Genomic DNA, 21,107 nt, shown 5'->3' with positions numbered 1-21,107 from the left:
CCATGTCCACGGAACTGAACGGCCACGCCGGCGAGCTCGCGGTCGCCGTCGCCCAGGCGCACGGGGTCGAGACGATGTTCACCCTCTCCGGCGCCCACGTCTTCCCGCTGTACGACGGCGCGGTCAAGGCCGCCAGCCCGCTCCGGCTGCTCGACGTGCGGCACGAGCAGACCGCCGCGTTCGCCGCGGAGGCGACCGGCAAGCTGACCCGGACCCCGGGCCTCGCCGTGCTCACGGCCGGGCCGGGCGTGACCAACGGCCTGAGCGCCGTCGCCCAGGCGCAGTTCGCCGGGTCGCCGATGGTCGTCGTGGGCGGTCGCGCCCCGCAGGGCCGGTGGGGCACCGGCGCCCTCCAGGAGCTCGACCAGCCGCCGATCTTCGCCCCCGTGTCCAAGCTGGCCCGCACGATCCCGACCGCGGCCGACGTCGTGGCGGGCATGGACGAGGCGTTCGTGACGGCCGGCTCCTCCCACCGCGGCCCGGTCTTCGTCGACGTCGCGATGGACGAGCTGTTCAACACCGGTGCCGGCACCCTCGCCACGGTGAGCGTGCCGCGCGGCGCCGAGCCGGACCCCGACGCGCTCGCCACGGTCGCCGGCCTCCTCGCCCGCGCCGCCCGGCCGGTGCTGATCCTCGGCACCGACGTGTGGGCCGACCGTGCCGAGGAGGCCGCGCTGCGCTTCGTCGAGGCGACCGGCGTGCCCGCGATCACCAACGGCATGGGCCGCGGCGTCGTCCCCGGGGGCCACCCGCTGCTGGTGACCAAGGCGCGCAGCCACGCCCTGGGCAACGCCGACCTGGTCGTGGTCGTCGGCACGCCGCTGGACTTCCGTCTCAACTACGGCGTCTTCGGGGGACGCGACGGCGCCGACCCCGCCCAGGTCGTGCACGTGGCGGACTCCCCCGGACAGGTCTCCGGGCACGCCGCCCTCGCCGGCTCGGTGTCAGGCGACCTGACCAGCGTCTTCGACGGGCTGCTCACCTCCCTCGAGGGCGCCGGGAGCCGCGCGGACCGCTCGTCGTGGGTCGCCGACCTGCAGGCGGCCGTGGCGGCCGCCCAGGAGCGGGACGCGGCGCTGCTGGGCGCCGAGGCGGACCCGATCCACCCGGCCCGCATCTACGGCGAGCTGGTGCCCCGCCTGGCCGACGACGCGGTCGTCATCGGCGACGGCGGCGACTTCGTCAGCTTCGCCGGCAAGTTCGTGGAGCCGAAGCGGCCCGGCTGCTGGCTCGACCCCGGCCCCTACGGCTGCCTGGGTGCCGGTCTCGGTGCCGCGATCGCCGCGCGGCTGGCCCGCCCGTCCGCCCAGGTCGTGCTGCTGCTCGGCGACGGCGCCGCCGGCTTCTCGCTGATGGACGTCGACACGCTGGTGCGCCACGGCCTGCCGGTGGTCATGGTGATGGGCAACAACTCCGCCTGGGGCCTGGAGAAGGGGCCCATGCAGATGCTCTACGGCTACGACGTCATCGCCGACCTCGCGCCCCGCACGGCGTACGACGAGGTGGTGCGCGCCCTGGGCGGCGCCGGTGAGACCGTGACCGACCCGCGTCAGGTCGGCCCGGCGCTCGACCGGGCCTTCGCCTCGGGCGTGCCCTACCTGGTCAACGTCATCACCGACGTCGACGCGACCTACCCACGGAACAGCTTCGGTGTCTGACCCCGCTCCCGGGCTGCTGGTCCGGCGAGCTCGTCCGGAGGACCTGGACGCGGTCGGCGACGTCACCGTGGCGGCGTACGCGGAGTTCACCACCGGCCCCGACGACCACTACGTCGCGCTGCTGCGAGACGCCGCCCGGCGCGACCGCGAGGCCGAGCTGTGGGTCGCCGAGCGCGCCGGCGAGGTGCTGGGGACGGTGACGATCGCGCTGCCCGGATCGCCGTGGCGCGAGATCAGCACCGACGACGAGGGCGAGTTCCGGATGCTCGCCGTGTCGCCCGCGGCCCGGCGGCAGGGGGTCGGGGAGACGCTGACCGCGCACGCGCTGGACCGCTTCCGAGCCCTCGGGTTCACGGGCGTGGTGCTCTCCAGCCTGGCCGAGATGACCGCCGCCCACCGGGTCTACGAGCGGCACGGCTTCCGGCGCGCCCCCGAGCGCGACTGGTCGCCGATGCCGGGAGTGCACCTGATCGCCTTCGTGAAGGAGCTGTGAGGTGGAGTCCGCGCTGACCTTCACCGTGACCGACGCCGACACGGCCGCCGCCGTCGGCTCCGGCAGCCTGCCCGTGCTCGGCACGCCCCGGCTGCTGGCGTGGTGCGAGGCCGCCACGTGCGCCGCCCTCGAGCCCACCCTCCCCGAGGGCTCGACCAGCGTCGGCACCCGGGTCGACCTCGAGCACCTCGCCGCCAGCCCGGTCGGGCAGGAGGTCGAGGTCACCGCCTCCGCGTCGTACGTCGACGGCCGGCTGCACCGCTTCACCGTCGCCGCCCGCCACGTCGGCGGCAGCTCCCCCGGCAGGGTCGTCGGCACCGGCGAGATCACCCGCGTGGTCGTGGACGCCGAGCGGTTCCTGTCGCGACTGTGACGCTCCCCCTGCCGCCCGGTCGTTCCCGCGCAATTGAACGATCACGCACCGGTTGCGGGTCCCCCAGGCGCTCGAGAGCGCACAATTGAACGCCCAGGCGCGGTTCCGAGACACGTCGCAGCGGGTCGCTGCGCGCACCACCGCCGACGCCCTCGACCTCCTCGCCGGGTCGACCGGCCCTCGCCGGCTCGGTCCGATCGGCTCGGAGATTTCGCCCTCGGCCGGGCATTTGAGAGACTGGTCGTTGGCCCCTGAACGGGCCGACCACGTCCGATCAGGAGGAACACCATGGGCAAGACCGGCCGCAAGCGCCGCGCTCGGAAGAAGAAGGGCGCGAACCACGGCAAGCGCCCCAACGCCTGAGCGCTCCTGCTCCAGCAGGAACAGCAGAACCCCCGGACCAGCGGTCCGGGGGTTCTCGCGTTACGGGGCTCAGCCCTCGCGGATCTCGACCTGCACCTGGCGGATCTGGAAGAGCACCCGCTGACGCAGCTCGTCGGGGGCGGCCTCGTGGCACGACCGGGCGACGACGGACTTCACCGTGCGCTGGAGGTCGTACTTGGCCAGGCAGGGGTTGCAGGTGTCCAGGTGCACCTGGACCTCGCTGCAGTCGGCCTCGTCGAGCTCGTTGTCGATGAAGTAGACGATCCGCTCAAGGAAGTCGGCGCAGTCCTGGGCGCTGGGCTCCGGCCCGGCGTGGGAGTGATGATCGTGGGTCACGACGCACCCCCGTCCCGGCCGACCGTGAGGAGGTCGTTGTCGCGCACGTAGTCCGAGAGCATGTCGCGCAGCTGGCGCCGGCCCCGGTGCAGCCGGGACATGACGGTGCCGATCGGGGTCTCCATGATCTCGGCGATCTCCTTGTAGGCGAAGCCCTCGACGTCGGCGAGGTAGACGGCGAGCCGGAACTCCTCGGGCAGCCGCTGCAGGGCGTCCTTGACCTGGGAGTCCGGCAGGTGCTCGAGCGCCTCCATCTCCGCCGACCGCAGACCGCTGGACGAGTGCGACTCGGCCCGGTGCAGCTGCCAGTCCTCGACGTCCTCGGACATCGACTGCTGCGGCTGGCGCTGCTTCTTGCGGTAGGAGTTGATGAACGTGTTGGTGAGGATGCGGTAGAGCCAGGCCTTGAGGTTCGTGCCCGGCTTGAACTGGTGGAACGAGGAGTACGCCTTCGCGAACGTCTCCTGCACGAGGTCCTCGGCATCGGCCGGGTTGCGCGTCATCCGCATCGCGGCGGAGTAGAGCTGGTCCAGGAACGGCAGCGCGTCACGCTCGAAGCGTGCCGACCGCTCGGCTTCGGTCTCGGTGTCGAGGTCGACGACCTCCGGGGTCGTCTCAACGGGATCTGTCATCGTCTCCCAGACTAGCCCCGCGGCGGGGCGTTCGAGCACGGCGAGCATGCGGGAGGAACGCCTCAGCCGGTGCGGTCATTCCCGGCGACCTCGCGGGTCACCCACTCAAGGGTCGACTCCACGATGATGCCCAGCGCCTCCTCCTGGCTGAGCTCGCCGGACCGCGGCACCCGGAAGGAGTGGTCGGCCCCGGGGACCACCGCGAGGTCGACGTCGGCCGGGAACTCGTCCGGCCGGCCCATCGTGTCGCGCTCCCCCTGCACGACCAGGGTCGGCACGCCCGCGCCCTCGAGCTCGGCGAGCCGCGACCGCTCCGGGCGGCCCGGTGGGTGCAGGGGGAAGGCCAGTGCCAGGCAGCCGCTCGCGCCGAGGGAGCGGGCGCACCGCGCGGCGGAGCGGGCGCCGGCCGACCGGCCGCCCACCACCAGCGGGGTGCGCACGCGCAGCTGGTTGGCCGCGGCCGTGAGCCCGTCGTCGAGGGTCGGTGGGGCGGTGGCGACCTTGCGCCCGGCCACCCGCCAGGGCTGCTCGAGGCGCACCACCGTGACGCCGTTGCGCGGCAGGTCGCGGGCGAGCGCCTCGAGGTCCGCGGTGTCGATGCCGACCCCCGCACCGTGGCTGAGCAGCAGCGTCGCGAACGGGTGCCGGGCCCGGTCGGTGACCAGCCGGGCCTCGCCGTGCGGGGTCTCGATGCGACGCTCGGTCGAGGTCATGGCGTCACCCCCTCGGGGACGTCGGCCAGCGGCAGCGGCTCGAGCAGCTCGGGGCCGTTGTTGCGGACGTTGCTGACCAGCGTGGAGACCGGGTAGGCCTCCAGCGTCCCGGGCGCGGCCGGGACGAGCAGCTCGAGCAGGTGGTCCGGCGGCTGGCGCGGGTCGAGCCAGGACGCCCAGCGGTCACGCTCGACCATCAGCGGCATCCGGTCGTGGATGTGACCGACGGCGTCCTCGGCGTCGGTGGTGATCACCGTGCAGGTCCAGCGGAACCGATCCGGGTCGTCGTCGGCCTTGGTGGGGTCGCGCCAGATCTCGTAGAGACCGGCCATGGCGAGGATCCCGTGGTCGCGCGGCCGGATGAAGAAGGGCTGCTTGCGCGGCTTCCCCTTCACCGTCAGCTCCTGCGTCGGATACCACTCGAAGTACCCGTCGGCCGGCAGCAGGCAGCGCCGCTTGGCGAACGCCCGCTTGTACGCCGGCTTCTCGGCGACGGTCTCCATCCGGGCGTTGATCATCCGGTTGCCGATGGAGGGGTCCTTCGCCCAGGACGGCACCAGGCCCCAGGTGACCACCCGCAGCTGCCGCTCCGGCGGCTCCTCGCTCTCCCGGCTGGGCGGCCGCTCGACGACCGCGTAGACCTCCTTGGTCGGCGCGACGTTGTAGTCGGCGGCCAGCGGCTCGGGGATCCGCACGTCGGCGATGTCGAACTCCTCGACGAGGTCCTCGGGTCGCCTGCTCGACGCGTACCGGCCGCACATGTCACGACCCTAGCCGGGCACGACGGAGGAGTGCACGGCGTGGGGCGGGAGGTTGAGCAAGCCTGCGGCCGAGCTTGCGAGGACGCAACGGCGCGTCGAAACCCCACCGGGGCAAGGGTGACGCTAGGCGCGGGCGAGCTCGTCGAGGAGCCGACCGGCCCCGTCGTCGGTCTCGGGGAGCCCCTCGATCCAGACCCGGGCGACGGTCGGGCCGGCGGAGAGCATCCGGCGCAGCAGGCCGGCGCGGCGAGCGATCCGGTCGTCGCGCTCGGCGAGCACGACCACCCGGGCGGGTCCCACGCGCCCGATGGTCTCCGCGCCGGCGAACACCGTGCGGGCGGTGTCGCCGACGCGGGCGACCCGCAGCGCCCGGGTCAGGGCGTCGTCACCGCCCTCGGCGGACCCCGGTGCCGTGGGGCCGGAGACGACCACGAGCGCGTGCGAGTCCGCCGCCGGCGTACCGCTGTGGCGACCCGCGCGGTAGATCTCCGCGATCCGGCTGCGGAGGTGGGCCTGGCTGGCGAGCCCGGTCAGCGGGTCGTCGCAGGCGAGGTCGTGGACGTAGCCGAGCATCACGTCGCTCCAGGCGACCGCCAGGGCGACGGTGTCGGCGTGGTCGGGCGGGGTCCCGCGCACCAGCCGGCTGGTGGCGGCGAGGGCGGTGAGCGCCTCGGCGAGCGACCGGCCGTCACGAGCGAGGTCGCCCCCCGCGACCTCGCACGCGCCGGTCGTGCCCGACCCCGAGGCGAGGGCCTCTCCAACTGCCTCCAGGCGCGGCGGCAGCGCCGCTCGCAGCCTCGGGGACAGCTCCCCCACCGCCTCGGGGCCGGCCGTGGCGCCACGTCGACGGTGCGTCGTGAACTTCCCCACGGTGGCTCCCCCTCAGTTGGTCTGCCGAGGGTGGAACGGGCGGGACCGGAGACCATGACGCGACTTCGCCGAGGTCACCCGGAGATATTTCCGGGCCTCCACCGTGATCTTTGGCCCGCTCGCGCGTTGGACGGTCATGCCGACCACCCTGGTGACCGTCGACGGTCCTCCGAGCGACGCCGAGCTGATCTCGGCCGTGCGCGCCGGGGACACCGACGCGTACGGCGAGCTGTTCGCCCGGCACGTCGACGCCGCCCGCCGGCTGGCCCGACAGCTGGTGTCGGCCGGGGACGCCGACGACCTGGTCTCCGAGGCGTTCGCGAAGGTGCTCCAGGTGCTGCAGCGCGGGGGCGGGCCCGACCTCGCGTTCCGGGCCTACCTCCTCACCGCCGTGCGCCGCCTGCACGTGGACCGGATCCGGAGCACCGCGCGGCTGCGCACGACCGACGACCTCACGCCGTTCGACCCCGGCGTGCCGTTCCGCGACACCGCGATCGAGGGCTTCGAGAGCGAGACGGCCGCCCGCGCCCTGGCCTCGCTGCCCGAGCGCTGGCAGGCCGTGCTGTGGCACACCGAGGTGGAGGGCCAGCGGCCCGCCGAGGTCGCGACCCTGCTGGGCATGACGCCGAACGCGGTGTCCGCGCTCGCCTACCGTGCCCGCGAGGGGCTGCGGCAGGCCTACCTGTCGCTGCACGCCCAGGACGTCGAGGACGACGCCTGCGCACGCACCCGGGCGGCGCTCGGCGCCTACGTGCGCGGCGGGCTGTCCCGGCGCGACTCCGCCCGCGTCATCTCGCACCTCGAGGAGTGCCGGGCCTGCGCGGCGATCTACCTCGAGCTCACCGAGGTCAACTCCCACCTCGGGGCGCTGCTCGCGCCGCTGCTGCTCGGCGCCGCCGGCGCCGCCTACCTCGCCGGCAACGCCGGGGGGGCGACGCTCGCGGGCGGGCTCGTCCTGCTGGCGGACCGCGCGAAGGAGGCCGTGGTCGCCCATGCCTCGACCGTCGCGGTGTCCGGGGCCGCGGCCGCCGTCGTCGCCGCTGCCGTCGTGCTCGGGGTGCAGCAGCGCGGGTCCGACGTGCCGACCGCCACCGACGTCCCCGCCCGGACCGCCGACGTCCCGGGCGGCTCCCCCGCCGCCACCCGCCCCACGAGTGCCCCGACAGGCGCCCCGACCGCCGCTGCGAGCGCCCCGGGGGGACGCGCCGGCGCGGGTCGGGGTACGCCGGTCCGGTCGGGTGTCCAGGCGCCGAGCGGCCCCGCGGCAGGCGCCGCGACCGGGCCCGGCGCGGACGGCCCGGCCGGACCTGGTGCCGGACCTGGTGCCGGACCTGGTGCCGGACCCGGTGCCGGACCCGGTGCCGGATCTTCGGGCGGCCCGTCCTCGGACGGTGGGCCGGCACAGCCGTCCCCCCCGCAGCCGACCGCTCCGTCGCCGAAGCCGTCGCCGCCCGCCCCGGTGCACGTCGACGTCGCCGCCTGGGCGGGCCCCGGCGGGGTGACGGCCAGCGTCGGCGCCGGGGTCGGCGGGGCGTCGCTGCCGCCGGTCCAGGTGACGGTGCCGCTGCCCGACGGCGGCTCGTCCGGTGGACTGCTCCCGCGCCCGACCGGGTAGAGGGAGGGCATGACCGTCAGCAGACTCATCGCCCGTCCGATGCTCGCGTCGATCTTCGTGGTGGGAGCGACGACCGCGCTGAAGAACACCGCCGGCTCCGCCGGCAAGGCGGATCCCGTGACCTCGCGCCTGGTGCCGCTGGCCCAGAAGGCCGGGATCCCACTGCCGAGCGACCCCGAGACCCTGGTCAAGCTCAACGCCGGTGTCCAGATCGGCGCGGGCCTCGCGCTCGCCACCGGCCGCCTGCCGCGGCTCTCGGCGGCCGTGCTCGCCGCCTCCCTGGTCCCGACGACCGCTGCCGGTCACCGGTTCTGGGAGTCCGACGACGAGGCGACGCGCACCCAGCAGCGGCTGCACTTCTTCAAGAACGTCGCACTCGTGGGCGGCCTGATCATCGCCGCGGGTGACACCGAGGGGCGGCCAGGTGTCGCCTGGCGGGCCCGGCACGCGGCGAAGGACGCGCGTCGCGAGGCCAAGCTGCTCAAGGCGAAGGTGGCGTCCTGACGCCCCACCCGCGCGGGCTCTAGGCTGTCGGCTCGTGACCGAGCCCTGGCCAGCACCGCGCGCCCACCACCCCGTGGACGCGGTCGTCTCGCTGCCGGGCAGCAAGTCGCTGACCAACCGGGCGCTCGTGCTGGGCGCGCTGGCGGACGGGCCCAGCGTCGTACGCAGACCGCTGCGGTCCCGGGACACGACGCTCATGGTCGGGGCGCTGCGCGGCCTGGGCGCCGGCATCGACGACTCGTCCGACGGCGAGTGGACGGTGACCCCCGGGGCCCTCTCCGGGGACGCGACGGTCGACTGCGGGCTGGCCGGCACCGTGATGCGGTTCGTCCCTCCGGTCGCCGGCCTGTCCACCGGGACGGTCTCCTTCGACGGCGACCCGCACATGCGGCTGCGACCGGTCGGGGAGATCCTCGGGGCGCTGCGCACGCTCGGTGTCGACGTGGTGGGCGACGCGCTGCCGTTCGCCGTCCGGGGCACGGGCGCGGTGCGCGGCGGCACGGTCGTCGTCGACGCGTCGGCGTCGTCGCAGTTCGTGTCCGCCCTGCTGCTGGCCGGCGCGCGCTACGACGAGGGCGTCGACCTGCGCCACGACGGCCCGCCCGTCCCCTCGCTGCCCCACGTGGAGATGACGGTCGCGATGCTGCGCGAGCACGGCGTCGAGGTCGACGCTCCGACACCGGGGGGCGACGCGAACCGGTGGCGGGTCGCGCCGGGACCGGTCCACGCGGTCGACCGCGTCATCGAGCCGGACCTGTCGAACGCCGCGCCGTTCCTGGCGCTCGCCGCCGTCTCGGGCGGCAGCATCACCGTCCGTGACTGGCCGCGTGAGACCACCCAGGCCGGCGACGCGCTGCGCGAGATCCTGACGACGATGGGCTGCGAGGTCGCGTTCGTCGACGAGGGCCTGCGGGTCACCGGAAGCGGCACGCTGGCGGGGATCGACATCGACCTGCACGACGTGGGCGAGCTGACCCCTGCCGTCGCAGCCCTCTGCGCGCTGGCCGAGGCGCCCTCGCACCTGCGCGGGATCGGCCACATCCGCGGCCACGAGACCGACCGCCTCGCGGCACTGGCCACCGAGCTCACCGGGCTCGGCAGCATCGTCACCGAGCACGCAGACGGCCTCGACATCGAGCCCGCTCCCCTCCACGGCGGTGTCTGGCACACCTACGCCGACCACCGGATGGCCCACGCCGGCGTGATCCTCGGCGCGGCCGTCGAGGACGTCCTCGTCGAGGACGTGGCGACGACCGGCAAGACCTTCCCCGAGTTCGCCGCCCTGTGGGCCGGGCTGGTCTCGGGCTGAGGACGAGCGGGGCCGACCGGGGATGAGCGGGCGCTACTCCGACCACGACGTCGAGCACTACGACCGTCCCCGGCGGCGCACGCGCCCGCGCACCAAGGAGCGCCCGACCTACGACGACGCCGAGGACGCCCTCGTCGTCACCGTCGACCGCGGCCGGTTCACGCTGCTCCTCGACGGTCGCACGGTCCTCGCGATGAAGGCGCGGCCGCTGGGCCGCAAGGGCGTGGTGGTCGGTGACCTCGTGCGCGTCGTCGGTGACACCAGTGGCGACGACGGCTCGCTCGCCCGCATCGTCGAGGTCACCCCGCGGCGCACGGTGCTGCGCCGCACCGCCGACGACGACGACCCCGTCGAGCGGGTGATCGTCGCGAACGCCGACCAGCTCGTCGTCGTCACCGCGCTCGCCGACCCCGAGCCCCAGCCGCGCCTGATCGACCGCGCGCTCGTGGCGGCGTACGACGCCGGGCTGCAGCCGCTGCTCTGCCTGACCAAGTCCGACCTGGCCGACCCGGAGACGCTGCTGGCGACGTACCGCTCCCTCGGCGTGCCCTGGCTGGTGACGCGCAAGGGCGGCGACCTCGACGAGCTCCGCGGGCGTCTCGCGGGGCGCACGAGCGTGCTGCTCGGCTCCAGCGGGGTCGGCAAGTCCACGCTGGTCAACGCGCTGGTGCCCGACGCCGGGCGCGACGTGGGGCGGGTCAACGCGGTGACCGGGCGCGGGCGGCACACGTCGACGTCGGCCTACCTCCTCCAGCTGCCGGGAGACGTCGACGGGCCGGGCGGGGGATGGATCGTCGACACCCCCGGGATCCGGTCGTTCGGGCTCGCGCACGTGCAGCCCGAGCACCTCATCGAGGCGTTCCCGGACCTCGACGAGATGACCGAGGACTGCCCACGCGGCTGCACCCACGGCGACGACGAGCCCGAGTGCGGCCTCGACGAGGCCGTGCGCGAGGGACAGGCGGACCCGCTGCGCGTCCAGTCGTTCCGCCGGTTGCTGGAGGCCCGCAGCGAGTCGGCGTACTGACCCCCGGCCTCAGCCCCAGACTGCCCGCGCCCCGGCGTCACCGGTCAGCACGACCCACACCAGCAGCGCGACCGCCGCGGCCGCGAGGAGCACGTCGAGCACGACCTTCAGCGCACCGCTGCGAGCCAGCCACAGGTCCAGCAGCGCGACGACCCCGAAGCCGACCGTGATCCACAGCAGCTGCCGCGCCCGGTGCTCGTGGGTGAGGACCGCGCTGCTCCCCTGCAGCTCGGGCTTGCTGCCCAGGAAGCTGGTGCCCGTGACGTACGCCGTCACGATCGCGCCGACGGCGAGGACGACGACCACCAGCAGCGGCCAGGTCAGGCGGTCGCGCCAGCGCGGGACCGCGACCCTCACGAGGGCGGTCAGTGCCGCGACCGGACCCAGGACCACGGCCGCGTGGACCACGAGCGGGTGCAGGGGGAGCCCGTTGACCTCCATGCCCCGTACACGGCTCCGCGGGCCCACCGGTTCAGCGGGCGCCGCAGTCACTAGGGTGAGGTCGTGCCGACCTCCACGGACTACACCGACGACCTGCGCCTGGCGCATGTGCTCGCCGACGACGCCGACTCGATCACCGAGAGCCGGTTCCGCGCCCTCGACCTGCACGTGATGAGCAAGCCCGACCTGACGCCGGTCAGCGACGCCGACCACGCGGTCGAGGAGAGCATCCGTCGCACCCTGTCGCGGGTGCGGTCGCGCGACGCCATCACCGGCGAGGAGCAGGGCTCGACCGGGCACAGCCAGCGGCGGTGGGTCATCGACCCGATCGACGGCACCAAGAACTTCGTCCGCGGCGTCCCCGTCTGGGCGACGCTCATCTCGCTGGTCGTCGACGACGAGGTCGTGCTCGGCGTGGTCTCGGCGCCCCTGTTGCAGCGGCGCTGGTGGGCCTCGACGGGCCACGGTGCCTGGACCGGCCGGTCGCTGCTCAAGGCGACCCGGTGCCAGGTGTCCGACGTGCGGCGGCTGGAGGACGCGTCGCTGTCCTACGCCTCACTCTCGGGCTGGGAGGACCGGGGCCGCCTGGAGGACATGATGTCGCTGATGCGCCGCTGCTGGCGGACCCGCGCCTACGGCGACTTCTGGTCCTACATGCTGCTCGCCGAGGGCGCGGTCGACATCGCCGCGGAGCCCGAGCTGCAGGTCTACGACATGGCGGCGCTCGACGTGATCGTCCGCGAGGCCGGCGGCCGGTTCACCTCGCTCGAGGGCACCGACGGACCGTTCGGCGGCAACGTGCTCGCGACCAACGGCCACCTGCACGAGGCGGCGCTGTCGTTCCTCGGCTCGCTGCCCGACGACGGTGACGACCCCGACGTGCCCCGCACCGGGCCGGGGTCGGTGTCCGAGCTGCGCGACCACCGCCGCGACTGACCCGCGCCCGGTCCCCAGCATTGGACGCAGGGGTGTACGACGGCGCACTGCCCGCACTACGGTCGACCCATGCGCATCGGTGAGGTTCTCCAGGCCAAGGCGAGCCACGAGGTGGTCACGATCACTCCGGAGGCGGGCGTCCGCTCGCTCCTCGCGCTGCTCGCCGAGCACAACGTCGGCGCCGTGGTCGTCAGCTCCGACGGCCAGACCGTGGACGGCATCGTGAGCGAGCGCGACGTCGTCCGCCACCTGCACCACGACGGCACCGTCATCAACAACACGGTGGGCGCGATCATGACCGACGTCGTCGAGACGTGCGACGAGGACGCCCCCGTCGACGTGCTGATGAAGGTGATGACCGACCGCCGGATCCGGCACGTCCCGGTCGTCACCGACGGCCGGCTGGTCGGGATCATCAGCATCGGCGACGTGGTCAAGCACCGCATCGACCAGCTGGAGTTCGAGCGCGACCAGCTGGACAGCTACGTCCACCAGATCTGACCCGACGACCACCGGGTCCTAGGGTGGTCGGCATGGACAAGCCCGAGATCGACTTCCCCGACTACGACCCGCCGGCCGACCTCGTCGTCACCGAGATCACCGAGGGCGACGGCGCCGAGGCGACCGCCGGCTCGACCGTGTCGGTGCACTACGTGGGCGTGGCCCACTCCACCGGCGAGGAGTTCGACGCGTCGTACAACCGCGGCCAGCCGCTGCAGTTCCGCCTCGGCGTCGGCCAGGTCATCTCCGGCTGGGACCAGGGCGTGCAGGGCATGAAGGTCGGCGGCCGCCGGCAGCTGGTGATCCCGCCGCACCTCGGGTACGGCGACCGCGGCGCCGGAGGCGTGATCAAGCCGGGTGAGACGCTGATCTTCGTGGTGGACCTGCTCGGCGTCAGCTGAGCCGCCGGCCGGCCCTCACCAGGGCAGGCCGTCGTCGGCCCCCTCGTCGGCGACCCGGGCGGCCTGCGCGGCCAGCGACACCACGTCGCCCTTGACCAGCTGGCGGCCCCGCCGGGTCTCGACCTGGTCGTTGACCCGCACCATCCCGGCCGCGATCAGCGGCTTGGCCTCCGAGCCGCTCTCGACGAGGTTGGCGAGCTTGAGGAACTGCCCCAGGCGGATGGACTCGTCGCGGATCGGCACGTCGTACGGCTCGGGCATGGCCCCATTGTCCCTGCTCGGGGCGGGTCCTGGTGTCACCCGGGCGCGGGCGCATGGCCGGGGTGGTGGGGTGGCGCGTGTCTGGCTGGCCCCACGCGTCGCAGTTTCATCAAGGGATGCAGGCCTACCTGCACCTCCCATGGTGGGCATGCCGTGGGAAGGGCAGGCTCGACCACAGACCTTGATGAACCTGCGGCGGCCGGGGCGAGCGGGGCCGTCGGGTGGGTGCGGCGCTGGCGCGGCTGCTCGACCAACCACCCGGTGGTCCAGCAGCGAGCGCCAGCGACCCCGGAAAGCCGGGAACCGGCGACGACCCCCGGCGCGCCGTCCCCCCTTCGCTGCCTGTCGGTCGCAACCCGAACGCAGACCCGCGGGCTCCCGGCAGTCACCACCGCGTCGGGTGCGGGGAGCTCGACGGGCGGTCGTCGCTGCGCTCCTCCCAGCTCGACCGACGGCGACGGGCGGTCGTCGCTGGCGCGGCTGCTCGACCACCGGAGCCGTCAGCGGCCGAGGCCGCCCGGGAACAGGTTGGCGCGGGAGGGGCGGCCGGTCGTGAGGACCCAGTCGCGCCAGAACGACGTGAGGTCGACACCGGTGAGCCGCTCGAGCTGGTCGCGCCAGCCGTTCATCGAGAGCACGCCACCGCCGTCGCGGCGCTGGATGGTGCGCATGGCGGCGAAGAAGCGGGCGTCCCCGATCTTGTTGCGCAGGGCGTGCACGAAGTACGCGCCCTTGACGTAGACCGGCGAGTCGAACTCGTCGCCCGCGCCCATGTCGTAGAGCTTCCCGCCGAACAGCTCCTCGCCGCCGCGGCGGACGCCCTGGCGGTAGATCCGGTCCAGGTCGGCGCCTTGGTGCTCGCGCCAGAGCCACTCGGAGTAGGACGCCAGGCACTCGTTGAAGCAGATGTCCTTCCAGCGGTGCAGCGCGATGTGGTCGCCCCACCACATGTGTCCGTTCTCGTGCACGATCGTGAGCAGGCTGGTGCGCGTGGAGTAGACGGGCCGCCCGTAGGTCTCCAGCTCGTAGGGGATGTCGTCGTCGACGAACATCCCGCCGGCGGCCGGCGCCGGGTAGGGCCCCCAGCGCTGGGAGAGCACCCGCAGGATCTCGGGCAGCCGCGCCTCGCGGCGCATCACGGCGGCATGGCCGGGGCCGTACGCGGACACGACCGGCGTCCCGTCCGCGAGCCGCGAGCGCTGCACGGTCAGCCGGTCGGCGTACCAGCCGACCAGGTACGTCGAGATCGGCTCGCTCATCCGCCACCGGTAGGTGCGCACCGGGACGCCGTCACGCACGCCGGCCGTGGTGGGCCCCTGGACGCCCACCGAGACCAGCTCCAGGGGGCGGGGCACCGTGATCGCGAGCGCGTAGCGCGCCTTGTCGGTGGGGTGGTCGTTGCAGGGGTACCACGTCGCACAGCCGTGCGGCTCGCCCTCGAGGTAGCCGGCGCCCGGGGCACCGCCGCCGGCGATGAAGCCGCTGGGGGCGCCGCCGTCGTCGACGTTGTGCAACCGGCCGTGGTAGCGCACGACCACCTGGAAGGCGGCACCGCTGCCCACCGGCCGGGCCGGCGTGATCACCAGCTCGTGCGCACCTGCCCGGCGCCAGGTCGCGCGGCGCCCGTCGACGGTCACGTCGGTGACGGTGAGCCCGTCGAGGTCCAGGTCGAAGCGGGGAAGCCGCTTCGTCGCCCGGGCGCTCACCGTCGCGCTCCCCGCGATCGTGTGGTCCCGGCCGCCGTAGTCGACGGCGATCCGGTAGGACCGGACGTCGTAGCCGCCGTTGCCGTCGGTCGGGTAGTACGGATCACCGATCCCCACCCGGGACGCGGACGCCCCCGGCGCCAGGGTCGCGGTCAGCAGGAGGCCGAGCAGGGTCGCGAGGAGGATCCGGGTCCGAGAGGTCACTCCACCACGCTAGCCCTGGGGTCAGCCGATCAGCAGGGTGATGGCGTGGATGAGCACCCCGACCAGACCACCGACGATGGTGCCGTTGATCCGGATGAACTGCAGGTCGCGCCCGACGTGCAGCTCGATGCGCCGCGCGGCCTCCTTGCCGTCCCACCGCTCGATGGTGTGGGTGATCACCGTCGTCACCTCGGTGCCGTAGCGCTCGACGGAGAAGACCGCCGCGTCCGCCGCGAGCCCGTCGAGACGCTCGCGGAGCGTGGCGTCGGCGACCAGCCGCTCCCCGAACGACGTCAGCTCGTGGAGCACGCGCTCGCGGACCGCGCCCTCGGGGTCGTGGAGCGAGCCCAGCAGCGACCGGCGCAGCGCGTTCCAGAGCGAGACCGACGAGGTGAGCACCTGCGGGTGGTCCAGCAGCCGCTCCTTGAGCCGCTCGGTGCGCTGCTGGGCGACGGGGTCGTGCTGCAGGTCGTGGGCCAGCTGGGCGAGCATCGAGTCGAGCGCCTCGCGCACGTGGTGGTGGGGGTCGTCGCGGACGTCGGCGACCCAGCGCACGAGTTCGCGGTGGACCCGCCAGGTCACGGCCTCGTTGAGCCGGTCCGGCGCCCACCAGGGCGCCCGCTCCCCCAGCACCTCGGTCACCGTGTCGGGGTTCTCGACCAGCCACCGGTGCAGCTCCTCCAGGCCGAGGTCGACGAGCCCGTGGTGGAGGTCGTCGCGGGTCGTCTCCTCCAGCAGCGACCCCAGCAGGGGCGCGAGCTGCTCCTCGCGGAACCGCGGCACCAGCGCGTCGCGGATCAGCCCCTCGACGTGCTCGTCACGGACCCGGTTCAGCACGCTCACCGCGATCTCCGCGATCTCGTCGGTCGCCCTGCGGGCGTGCTCGGGCACCGCCAGCCACCGACCGACCCGCAGGGAGATCGTCGCGGCCGCGACCCGGTCGCGGACGATGTCCTCCTGCAGGAAGTTCTCGCCCACGAACTCCTCGAGGCCGCGCCCGAGGTCGTCCTTGCGCTTGGGGACCAGCGCGGTGTGCGGGATCGGGAGTCCCAGCGGGTGCTTGAAGAGGGCGGTCACGGCGAACCAGTCGGCGATCGCGCCGACCATGGAGGCCTCCGCCCCGGCGTTGACGAACCCGAGGAACCCGTCCTGGCCGAGCGTGGCGACGTACACGACGGCGGCGAGGACCAGCAGCGACACGGCGAGCGTGCGCATCCGGCGCAGTCCCTGGCGGCGCAGGGCGTCCGCGGCGGGGTTGGGCGTGATCATGGCGACGGTGCTCATCGGGGTCCCTGCGGCGTTGTCGGGCGGAGGAGCGGAGCGGGGGAGGCCGAGAACGGCGTGGGGTGGTTCATCGGGGTCCCTGCGGCGTTGTCGGGCGGAGGAGCGGAGCGGGGGAGGCCGAGAACGGCGTGGGGTGGTTCATCGGGGTCCCCGCGGCGTTGTCGGGCGGAGGAGCGGAGCGGGGGAGGCCGAGAACGGCGTGGGGTGGTTCATCGGGGTCATCCTCCCGCATGCGGGGTAGCCGCCCGGCGCGTGCCAGAATGCGCCGCATGTCACGCACGGTCATCACGTTCGGCACGTTCGACGTCTTCCACGTCGGCCACCTGCGCGTGATCGAGCGCGCCGCCGCCCTGGGCGACCGCCTCGTCGTGGGTGTCTCCGCCGACGCGCTCAACCTTCGCAAGAAGGGCCGCGAGCCGGTGTTCAGCCAGGCCGAGCGGCTGGCGATCGTCGCGGCGCTGAAGCCGGTCGACGAGGTGTTCGTCGAGGAGAGCCTGGAGCTCAAGCGCGACTACATCGTCAGGTACGGCGCCGACGTGCTCGTCATGGGCGACGACTGGGCCGGCCGCTTCGACGAGATGGAGGACATCTGCGAGGTGGTCTACCTGCCGCGCACCCCCGCCATCTCCACGACCGCCCTGATCGAGAAGATCTCCAGCACCTCCTGACCCGGGCCGGTCCGGGCGCCACCCGATTGGCCCAGCCGACCGCTCCCGGATTGGCGCTGCGCCAGGACCGCTGCGGACCCTAGGTTGAGCCCGTGACCCGCGCTCTCACCCCGGACCCGCTGCCCGCCGGCGACCCCCTGGCGACACCCTCGCTGGGGGTCGCCCAGGGCGCCGCGCTCACCCTGGGGGCCGTCCTCGGCACCGGCGTCATCTCCCTGCCCGCGCTCGCCCTCCACGAGGCCGGCCCGGCGTCCCTGGTCGCCTGGCTGACGCTGGTGCTGCTGTCGGTGCCGCTGGCCACCACGTTCGCCGCGCTCGGCGCCCGCCACCCCGACGGCGGGGGCGTGTCGACGTACGCCCGCCGAGCCTTCGGCGCCGGCGTCGCCACGGTGATCGGGTGGTGCTTCTACGTCGCGATCATGCTGGGCGCCCCCGCAGCGGCCGGCTTCGCCGGCGCGTACGTCGCCGACGGCCTCGGCGGCGGACGGCCCACCCAGCTGGTGACCGCCGGCCTCCTGATCGGCACGGTGGCGGTGATGAACTGGTTCGGCATCCGGGTCTCCGGACGGGTCCAGCTCGCGATCGCCGGGACCCTCGCCGCCCTGCTGCTCGTCGCCACCCTGGTGGCGCTCCCCCATGCCAGCAGGGCCAACCTGACGCCGTTCGCGCCGCACGGCTGGGCCTCGATCGGCACCGCGGCGGCCCTGCTCATCTGGGCCTTCGCCGGGTGGGAGGTGGTCACCTCGCTCAGCGCGGAGTACCGCGAGCCGGCGCGCGACATCGGCCGGGCCACGGTCGTGGCGCTGGTCGTGATGGGCGTGATGTACCTCGGGGTCGCCTTCGCCACCGTCGCGGCTCTCGGCGACCACGCCGGCAAGGCTCCGCTCTCGGACCTGCTCGTCCTCGGCTTCGGGGAGCCGGCGCGCGGCGTCACGACCGCCGTCGCCGTCCTGCTCTCGATCGGTGCGATGAACGCCTACTTCGCCGGCAGCGCCCGGCTGGGGGCGGCGCTGGGACGCGACGGGTCGCTGCCCGCCTGGTTCGCGCACGGCGCCACGGCCGGCCAGGTGCCGCGCCGCTCGCTGGCGGTGGTGACCGCGGGCGCCCTCCTCACGCTGCTCGGCGTGGCGGTCACCGGCGTCGCGATCGAGCGCACCATGCTCCTGGTCACCGGCGCGTTCGCGATCGTGTACGTCGTCGGCACGGCCGCCGCCCTGCGGCTGCTCCCCCGGGGCACCTGGGCGCACCGCGGCGCCGTCGTGGCGTTCGCGTCGTCGCTGGTGCTGCTCGGCCTGACCGCGCGCTACCTGCTCCCCCAGCTCGTCGTCGCGGTCGTGGCGGTCATCTGGCTGGCCCGCCGAGCAGCCGCGCCAGCCGCTCCAGGCCCGGCGTGACCGACGCGGTCGCCGCGGCGCCGTAGCCGACCACGAGGCCCGTCACGCGCTCCTCGACGGCGTAGGACGACAGCGCCTCGACCGCCACGCCCTCGGCGAGCGCGGCCGCGACGACCGCCGCCTCGTCGACCGGCCCCCGGAAGGTCGCGGCCACGTGCAGCCCCGCCGCCGAGGGCACCACCTCGAGCGCCGGGACGCGAGCGATCCCGGCGAGCACGAGCTCGCGCCGCTCGGCGTAGACGCCGCGGGCCCGGCGCAGGTGCCGGGCCAGCTGTCCGTCGGCGACGAACCGGGCCAGCGCGACCTGCTCGTGCGGCGCGCCGAACCCGTCCGCGAGCTGGCGGGCGCCCACCAGGGCGTCGCGCAGCGACCGGGGCGCCACCAGGTAGCCCGCCCGCAGGGCCGGCAGCAGCGACTTGGAGAAGGTGCCGAGGTAGACGACCCGGCCGTGCCGGTCCAGCGCGTGCAGCGTCTCCAGCGGGCGCTCGGTGAAGCGGAACTCGCTGTCGTAGTCGTCCTCCACGATCGCCACGCGGTGCCGGTTGGCGAACTCCAGCAGCGCCTGGCGCCGCGCGAGGGACAGCGGCGGCCCGAGCGGGAACTGGTGCGAGGGCGTCGTGAACACCAGCCGGGTCCTCGGCGGTAGCGCCTCGACGACGAGGCCGTCGGCGTCGACCGGCACCGGCACCACGCGAGCGCCGTGCGACGCCAGCACCTCGCGCGCGAACGGGTAGCCCGGGTCCTCGATCGCCACCACGTCGCCCGGCTCGACGAGCACCCGGGCGACCAGGTCGAGCGCCTGCTGGGTGCCGTGGGTCACGACCACGTCCTCGGGGTCGGCCGCCACCCCGCGGGAGTGCGCGAGGTGGCGCGCGAGGGCCGCGCGCAGGGCGGGGTGTCCCGCCGGGCTCGCGTAGCGCCCGGGATCGTGCGCGCCGCTGCGGAGCTCGGCGGCGACCAGCCGGCGCCAGGTGTCGAAGGGGAACAGCGCCGCGTCCGGGATGCCGACGCGGAAGTCGTACGGCGGCACGCCGGTCTCGCCGCTCACGCGCACGGGCGAGAAGGTCCAGCCCGCCCGCGGGTGCAGCGCGCCGGGGTGCCGCGGTGCCGGCGCTGGGGCCGCGAGGTCGGCGACGAAGGTGCCGTCCCCGACCCGCGCGTCGAGGAACCCCTCGGCGACCAGCCGCTCGTACGCGGTGGCAACCGTGTTGCGGGCGACCCCGAGGTCACGGGCGAGCGAGCGCGTCGGTGGCAGCCGGTCGCCGGCCCCCAGCCGACCCGACCGGATCGCGGCCAGCAGCGCACGGTAGATCGCCCCGACCCGGTCGCCCCGGGTGTCGAGATCGACCGACAGGTCCATGCCGACACCCTAGATATCCCAGGGGTGCAGGGCGTCAAGCGGCTGCGGGTTGGCGGTGTGCCCAGGCGGTGGTCTCGTCGTAGGTCGTCTGGTTGCGTAGGCAGCCGTCGAGGATGCCGACGAGGCGGTTGGACAGGGCGCGGAGTGCTTGGTGGTGGGTGGCGCCGCGGGCTCGGTGATGGTCGTAGAAGGCCCGTGCGCCAGGTGAGGCGCTGAGGGCGGAGAAGGCCTGCTGGTGCAGCGCGTCGGCCAGTCGTTTGTTACGGGCGTAGCGGGCGAGGACGACCTTGCTTTTGCCCGAGGTCTTGGTGATGGGGCTGGTCCCGGCGTAGTTGCGGCGGGCCTTGGCGTCGGCGTAGCGGTCCTTGTCGTCACCGAACTCGGCAAGCACCCGGGCACCGAGGACCACACCGAGGCCGGGCTGGCTGGTGATGATCTCAGCGTCCGGGTGCTGGCCAAAACACCGCTCCACCTCGCCCTCGAGGGCAGCCGCCTGGGCGACCATCGTGGTCAGTACCGCCACCAGCGAGGTCACGCTGACGCCGTAGGCCTCGGTGAGCGCGTCGGACAGCCCGAGGTGCTCGGCGCGCAGGGCGGTGGAGATCTCCTGGGCCCGGGCCTGCAGGTTGCGCTGTCTTCCGGCCTTGCGCAGCACACTGACCAGCCGTGCCGTGGAGAGTGCCCGCCCAGCGGCCGGTGTCGCAGCGACCGCGAGCACGGCGAGCGCGTCGCGGCTGGCCAGGTCCTCGCCGAACGCCTCGAGGGCGGCGGGGTAGAACTCTCGCAGCATCGAGCGCAGCTGGTTGGCCTGCCGCTGCCGGGTCCAGATCATCGTCTGGTGGGTGCGGGCCACGGTCTTGACGACCTCGGCCTGCTCGCTGTCCCCGGCGATGACCCGGTGGTGCTCACGGTCCAGGCGGACGATCTGGGCCAGCACGTGCGCGTCACCGGGGTCGCTCTTGGCGCCGGAGGTGGTGAGCCGTTCGCGGTAGCGGGAGGCCTGTTTCGGGTTGATCGCATAGACCGTGTAGCCGGCCGCGACCAGCGCGTGGACCCAGCCGCCGCGGTCGGTCTCGATCCCCACCAGGACCGACTCCGGCTCATCGTGGTCGGCGAGGTGATCGGCGATCAGCGCATGGAGCTGGCCCAGCCCGGTCACCCCCTCGGGCAGCCGACACCGTTTCAGCACCCGGCCACGCTCGTCTTGGAGCTCGATGTCGTGATGGGACTCGGCCCAGTCATCACCCAGGAACAGCACCCGATCTCTCCTCAGTCG

The 21,107-nt window shown here is 74.1% G+C and carries 24 protein-coding genes; 13 read left to right on the top strand and 11 right to left on the bottom strand.

The features are described 5' to 3' along the window. The first annotated feature begins 2 nt into the window (after window positions 1-2). The 4 genes from ACILRH_RS08970 (at window position 3) to ACILRH_RS08955 (ending at window position 2,887) form a co-directional block, all read left to right on the top strand. Window positions 3-1,658 carry an acetolactate synthase gene (locus ACILRH_RS08970; protein ID WP_395692537.1) on the top strand — a complete coding sequence of 552 codons (1,656 nt, stop codon included), beginning with the start codon at window positions 3-5 and terminating at the stop codon, window positions 1,656-1,658. Continuing rightward, the gene (locus tag ACILRH_RS08965) at window positions 1,651-2,151 is read left to right on the top strand and encodes a GNAT family N-acetyltransferase (RefSeq protein ID WP_395692535.1); all 501 of its coding nucleotides are present in this window, start codon (window positions 1,651-1,653) and stop codon (window positions 2,149-2,151) included. Before ACILRH_RS08970 ends, ACILRH_RS08965 begins: the two co-directional genes overlap by 8 nt. A gap of 1 nt (window position 2,152) precedes the next feature. Continuing rightward, window positions 2,153-2,524, top strand: coding sequence for a thioesterase family protein (locus ACILRH_RS08960; RefSeq protein WP_395692533.1), 372 nt, complete (start codon window positions 2,153-2,155; stop codon window positions 2,522-2,524). A 288-nt stretch (window positions 2,525-2,812) separates the two neighbouring features. Then, the gene (locus ACILRH_RS08955) at window positions 2,813-2,887 is read left to right on the top strand and encodes a 50S ribosomal protein bL37 (protein WP_369759046.1); all 75 of its coding nucleotides are present in this window, start codon (window positions 2,813-2,815) and stop codon (window positions 2,885-2,887) included. Between the two features lie 69 nt (window positions 2,888-2,956). Here the strand turns inward: ACILRH_RS08955 and rsrA are convergent, their stop codons facing one another. The 5 genes from rsrA to ACILRH_RS08930 form a co-directional block, all read right to left on the bottom strand. Further along, entirely contained in the window at window positions 2,957-3,244 is a 288-nt protein-coding gene (gene rsrA, locus ACILRH_RS08950; RefSeq protein WP_395692532.1) for a mycothiol system anti-sigma-R factor, read from the bottom strand. Further along, window positions 3,241-3,876 carry a sigma-70 family RNA polymerase sigma factor gene (locus tag ACILRH_RS08945; RefSeq protein WP_395692530.1) on the bottom strand — a complete coding sequence of 212 codons (636 nt, stop codon included), beginning with the start codon at window positions 3,874-3,876 and terminating at the stop codon, window positions 3,241-3,243. The genes rsrA and ACILRH_RS08945 overlap by 4 nt, the downstream gene beginning before the upstream one ends. 62 nt (window positions 3,877-3,938) lie before the next feature. Continuing rightward, window positions 3,939-4,589 (bottom strand): alpha/beta family hydrolase, encoded by a 651-nt coding sequence (locus ACILRH_RS08940; protein WP_395692529.1) that lies wholly within the window; start codon window positions 4,587-4,589, stop codon window positions 3,939-3,941. After that, on the bottom strand, window positions 4,586-5,350 hold the full coding sequence (locus ACILRH_RS08935) for an SOS response-associated peptidase (RefSeq protein WP_395692527.1): 765 nt from the start codon (window positions 5,348-5,350) through the stop codon (window positions 4,586-4,588). Before ACILRH_RS08935 ends, ACILRH_RS08940 begins: the two co-directional genes overlap by 4 nt. Window positions 5,351-5,473: 123 nt before the next feature. Next, window positions 5,474-6,220 carry a hypothetical protein gene (locus ACILRH_RS08930; RefSeq protein ID WP_395692526.1) on the bottom strand — a complete coding sequence of 249 codons (747 nt, stop codon included), beginning with the start codon at window positions 6,218-6,220 and terminating at the stop codon, window positions 5,474-5,476. Window positions 6,221-6,356: 136 nt separating this feature from the next. Between ACILRH_RS08930 and ACILRH_RS08925 the strand changes: the two genes are divergently transcribed. The 4 genes from ACILRH_RS08925 to rsgA are packed head-to-tail and all read left to right on the top strand — an operon-like array spanning window position 6,357 to window position 10,675. Then, window positions 6,357-7,835 carry a sigma-70 family RNA polymerase sigma factor gene (locus ACILRH_RS08925; protein WP_395692524.1) on the top strand — a complete coding sequence of 493 codons (1,479 nt, stop codon included), beginning with the start codon at window positions 6,357-6,359 and terminating at the stop codon, window positions 7,833-7,835. 9 nt (window positions 7,836-7,844) lie between these two features. Next, a complete protein-coding gene (locus ACILRH_RS08920) occupies window positions 7,845-8,339 on the top strand; it encodes a DoxX family protein (protein ID WP_395692523.1) in 495 nt (164 codons plus the stop codon). Between the two features lie 34 nt (window positions 8,340-8,373). Then, the gene (gene aroA, locus ACILRH_RS08915; RefSeq protein WP_395692521.1) at window positions 8,374-9,648 is read left to right on the top strand and encodes a 3-phosphoshikimate 1-carboxyvinyltransferase; all 1,275 of its coding nucleotides are present in this window, start codon (window positions 8,374-8,376) and stop codon (window positions 9,646-9,648) included. 22 nt (window positions 9,649-9,670) lie between these two features. Then, window positions 9,671-10,675 (top strand): ribosome small subunit-dependent GTPase A, encoded by a 1,005-nt coding sequence (gene rsgA / locus ACILRH_RS08910; RefSeq protein WP_395692519.1) that lies wholly within the window; start codon window positions 9,671-9,673, stop codon window positions 10,673-10,675. A 9-nt stretch (window positions 10,676-10,684) separates the two neighbouring features. On the opposite strand, the gene ACILRH_RS08905 is transcribed toward rsgA, so the two are convergent. Next, the gene (locus ACILRH_RS08905) at window positions 10,685-11,116 is read right to left on the bottom strand and encodes a DUF2231 domain-containing protein (protein WP_395692517.1); all 432 of its coding nucleotides are present in this window, start codon (window positions 11,114-11,116) and stop codon (window positions 10,685-10,687) included. A 63-nt stretch (window positions 11,117-11,179) separates the two neighbouring features. On the opposite strand from ACILRH_RS08905, the gene hisN reads away from it, so the two are divergent. The 3 genes from hisN (at window position 11,180) to ACILRH_RS08890 (ending at window position 12,954) form a co-directional block, all read left to right on the top strand. Beyond that, window positions 11,180-12,052, top strand: coding sequence for a histidinol-phosphatase (gene hisN / locus ACILRH_RS08900; protein WP_395692515.1), 873 nt, complete (start codon window positions 11,180-11,182; stop codon window positions 12,050-12,052). A gap of 69 nt (window positions 12,053-12,121) precedes the next feature. Next, window positions 12,122-12,553: a CBS domain-containing protein gene (locus ACILRH_RS08895; RefSeq protein WP_395692513.1), complete on the top strand. Its 432-nt coding sequence runs from the start codon at window positions 12,122-12,124 to the stop codon at window positions 12,551-12,553. A gap of 32 nt (window positions 12,554-12,585) precedes the next feature. Next, window positions 12,586-12,954, top strand: coding sequence for an FKBP-type peptidyl-prolyl cis-trans isomerase (locus ACILRH_RS08890; RefSeq protein WP_395692512.1), 369 nt, complete (start codon window positions 12,586-12,588; stop codon window positions 12,952-12,954). Between the two features lie 15 nt (window positions 12,955-12,969). Here the strand turns inward: ACILRH_RS08890 and ACILRH_RS08885 are convergent, their stop codons facing one another. From ACILRH_RS08885 to ACILRH_RS08875, 3 genes are all read right to left on the bottom strand, one after another. Further along, window positions 12,970-13,215 (bottom strand): RNA-binding S4 domain-containing protein, encoded by a 246-nt coding sequence (locus tag ACILRH_RS08885; protein WP_395692510.1) that lies wholly within the window; start codon window positions 13,213-13,215, stop codon window positions 12,970-12,972. Between the two features lie 500 nt (window positions 13,216-13,715). Then, window positions 13,716-15,125: a M1 family metallopeptidase gene (locus ACILRH_RS08880; RefSeq protein WP_395692508.1), complete on the bottom strand. Its 1,410-nt coding sequence runs from the start codon at window positions 15,123-15,125 to the stop codon at window positions 13,716-13,718. 21 nt (window positions 15,126-15,146) lie between these two features. Next, window positions 15,147-16,409, bottom strand: coding sequence for a DUF445 domain-containing protein (locus ACILRH_RS08875; protein ID WP_395692506.1), 1,263 nt, complete (start codon window positions 16,407-16,409; stop codon window positions 15,147-15,149). A gap of 269 nt (window positions 16,410-16,678) precedes the next feature. On the opposite strand from ACILRH_RS08875, the gene ACILRH_RS08870 reads away from it, so the two are divergent. Both ACILRH_RS08870 and ACILRH_RS08865 read left to right on the top strand, forming a co-directional pair. Continuing rightward, on the top strand, window positions 16,679-17,077 hold the full coding sequence (locus ACILRH_RS08870; RefSeq protein ID WP_395692504.1) for an adenylyltransferase/cytidyltransferase family protein: 399 nt from the start codon (window positions 16,679-16,681) through the stop codon (window positions 17,075-17,077). Window positions 17,078-17,169: 92 nt separating this feature from the next. After that, complete coding sequence (locus ACILRH_RS08865) at window positions 17,170-18,471, top strand: APC family permease (protein WP_395692502.1); 1,302 nt, start codon at window positions 17,170-17,172, stop codon at window positions 18,469-18,471. On the opposite strand, the gene ACILRH_RS08860 is transcribed toward ACILRH_RS08865, so the two are convergent. Both ACILRH_RS08860 and ACILRH_RS08855 read right to left on the bottom strand, forming a co-directional pair. Continuing rightward, a complete protein-coding gene (locus ACILRH_RS08860; RefSeq protein ID WP_395692500.1) occupies window positions 18,419-19,831 on the bottom strand; it encodes a PLP-dependent aminotransferase family protein in 1,413 nt (470 codons plus the stop codon). The genes ACILRH_RS08865 and ACILRH_RS08860 overlap by 53 nt on opposite strands. Window positions 19,832-19,865: 34 nt before the next feature. Continuing rightward, window positions 19,866-21,089 (bottom strand): IS110 family transposase, encoded by a 1,224-nt coding sequence (locus ACILRH_RS08855; RefSeq protein WP_395692498.1) that lies wholly within the window; start codon window positions 21,087-21,089, stop codon window positions 19,866-19,868. Between the last annotated feature and the right edge of the window lie 18 nt (window positions 21,090-21,107).

Source organism: Nocardioides sp. (assembly GCF_044226765.1).
Taxonomy (GTDB): Bacteria; Actinomycetota; Actinomycetes; order Propionibacteriales; family Nocardioidaceae; genus Nocardioides.
The sequence above is the reverse complement of the archived record's forward strand: the minus strand, read 5'-3'. Positions and strand labels throughout refer to the sequence as shown.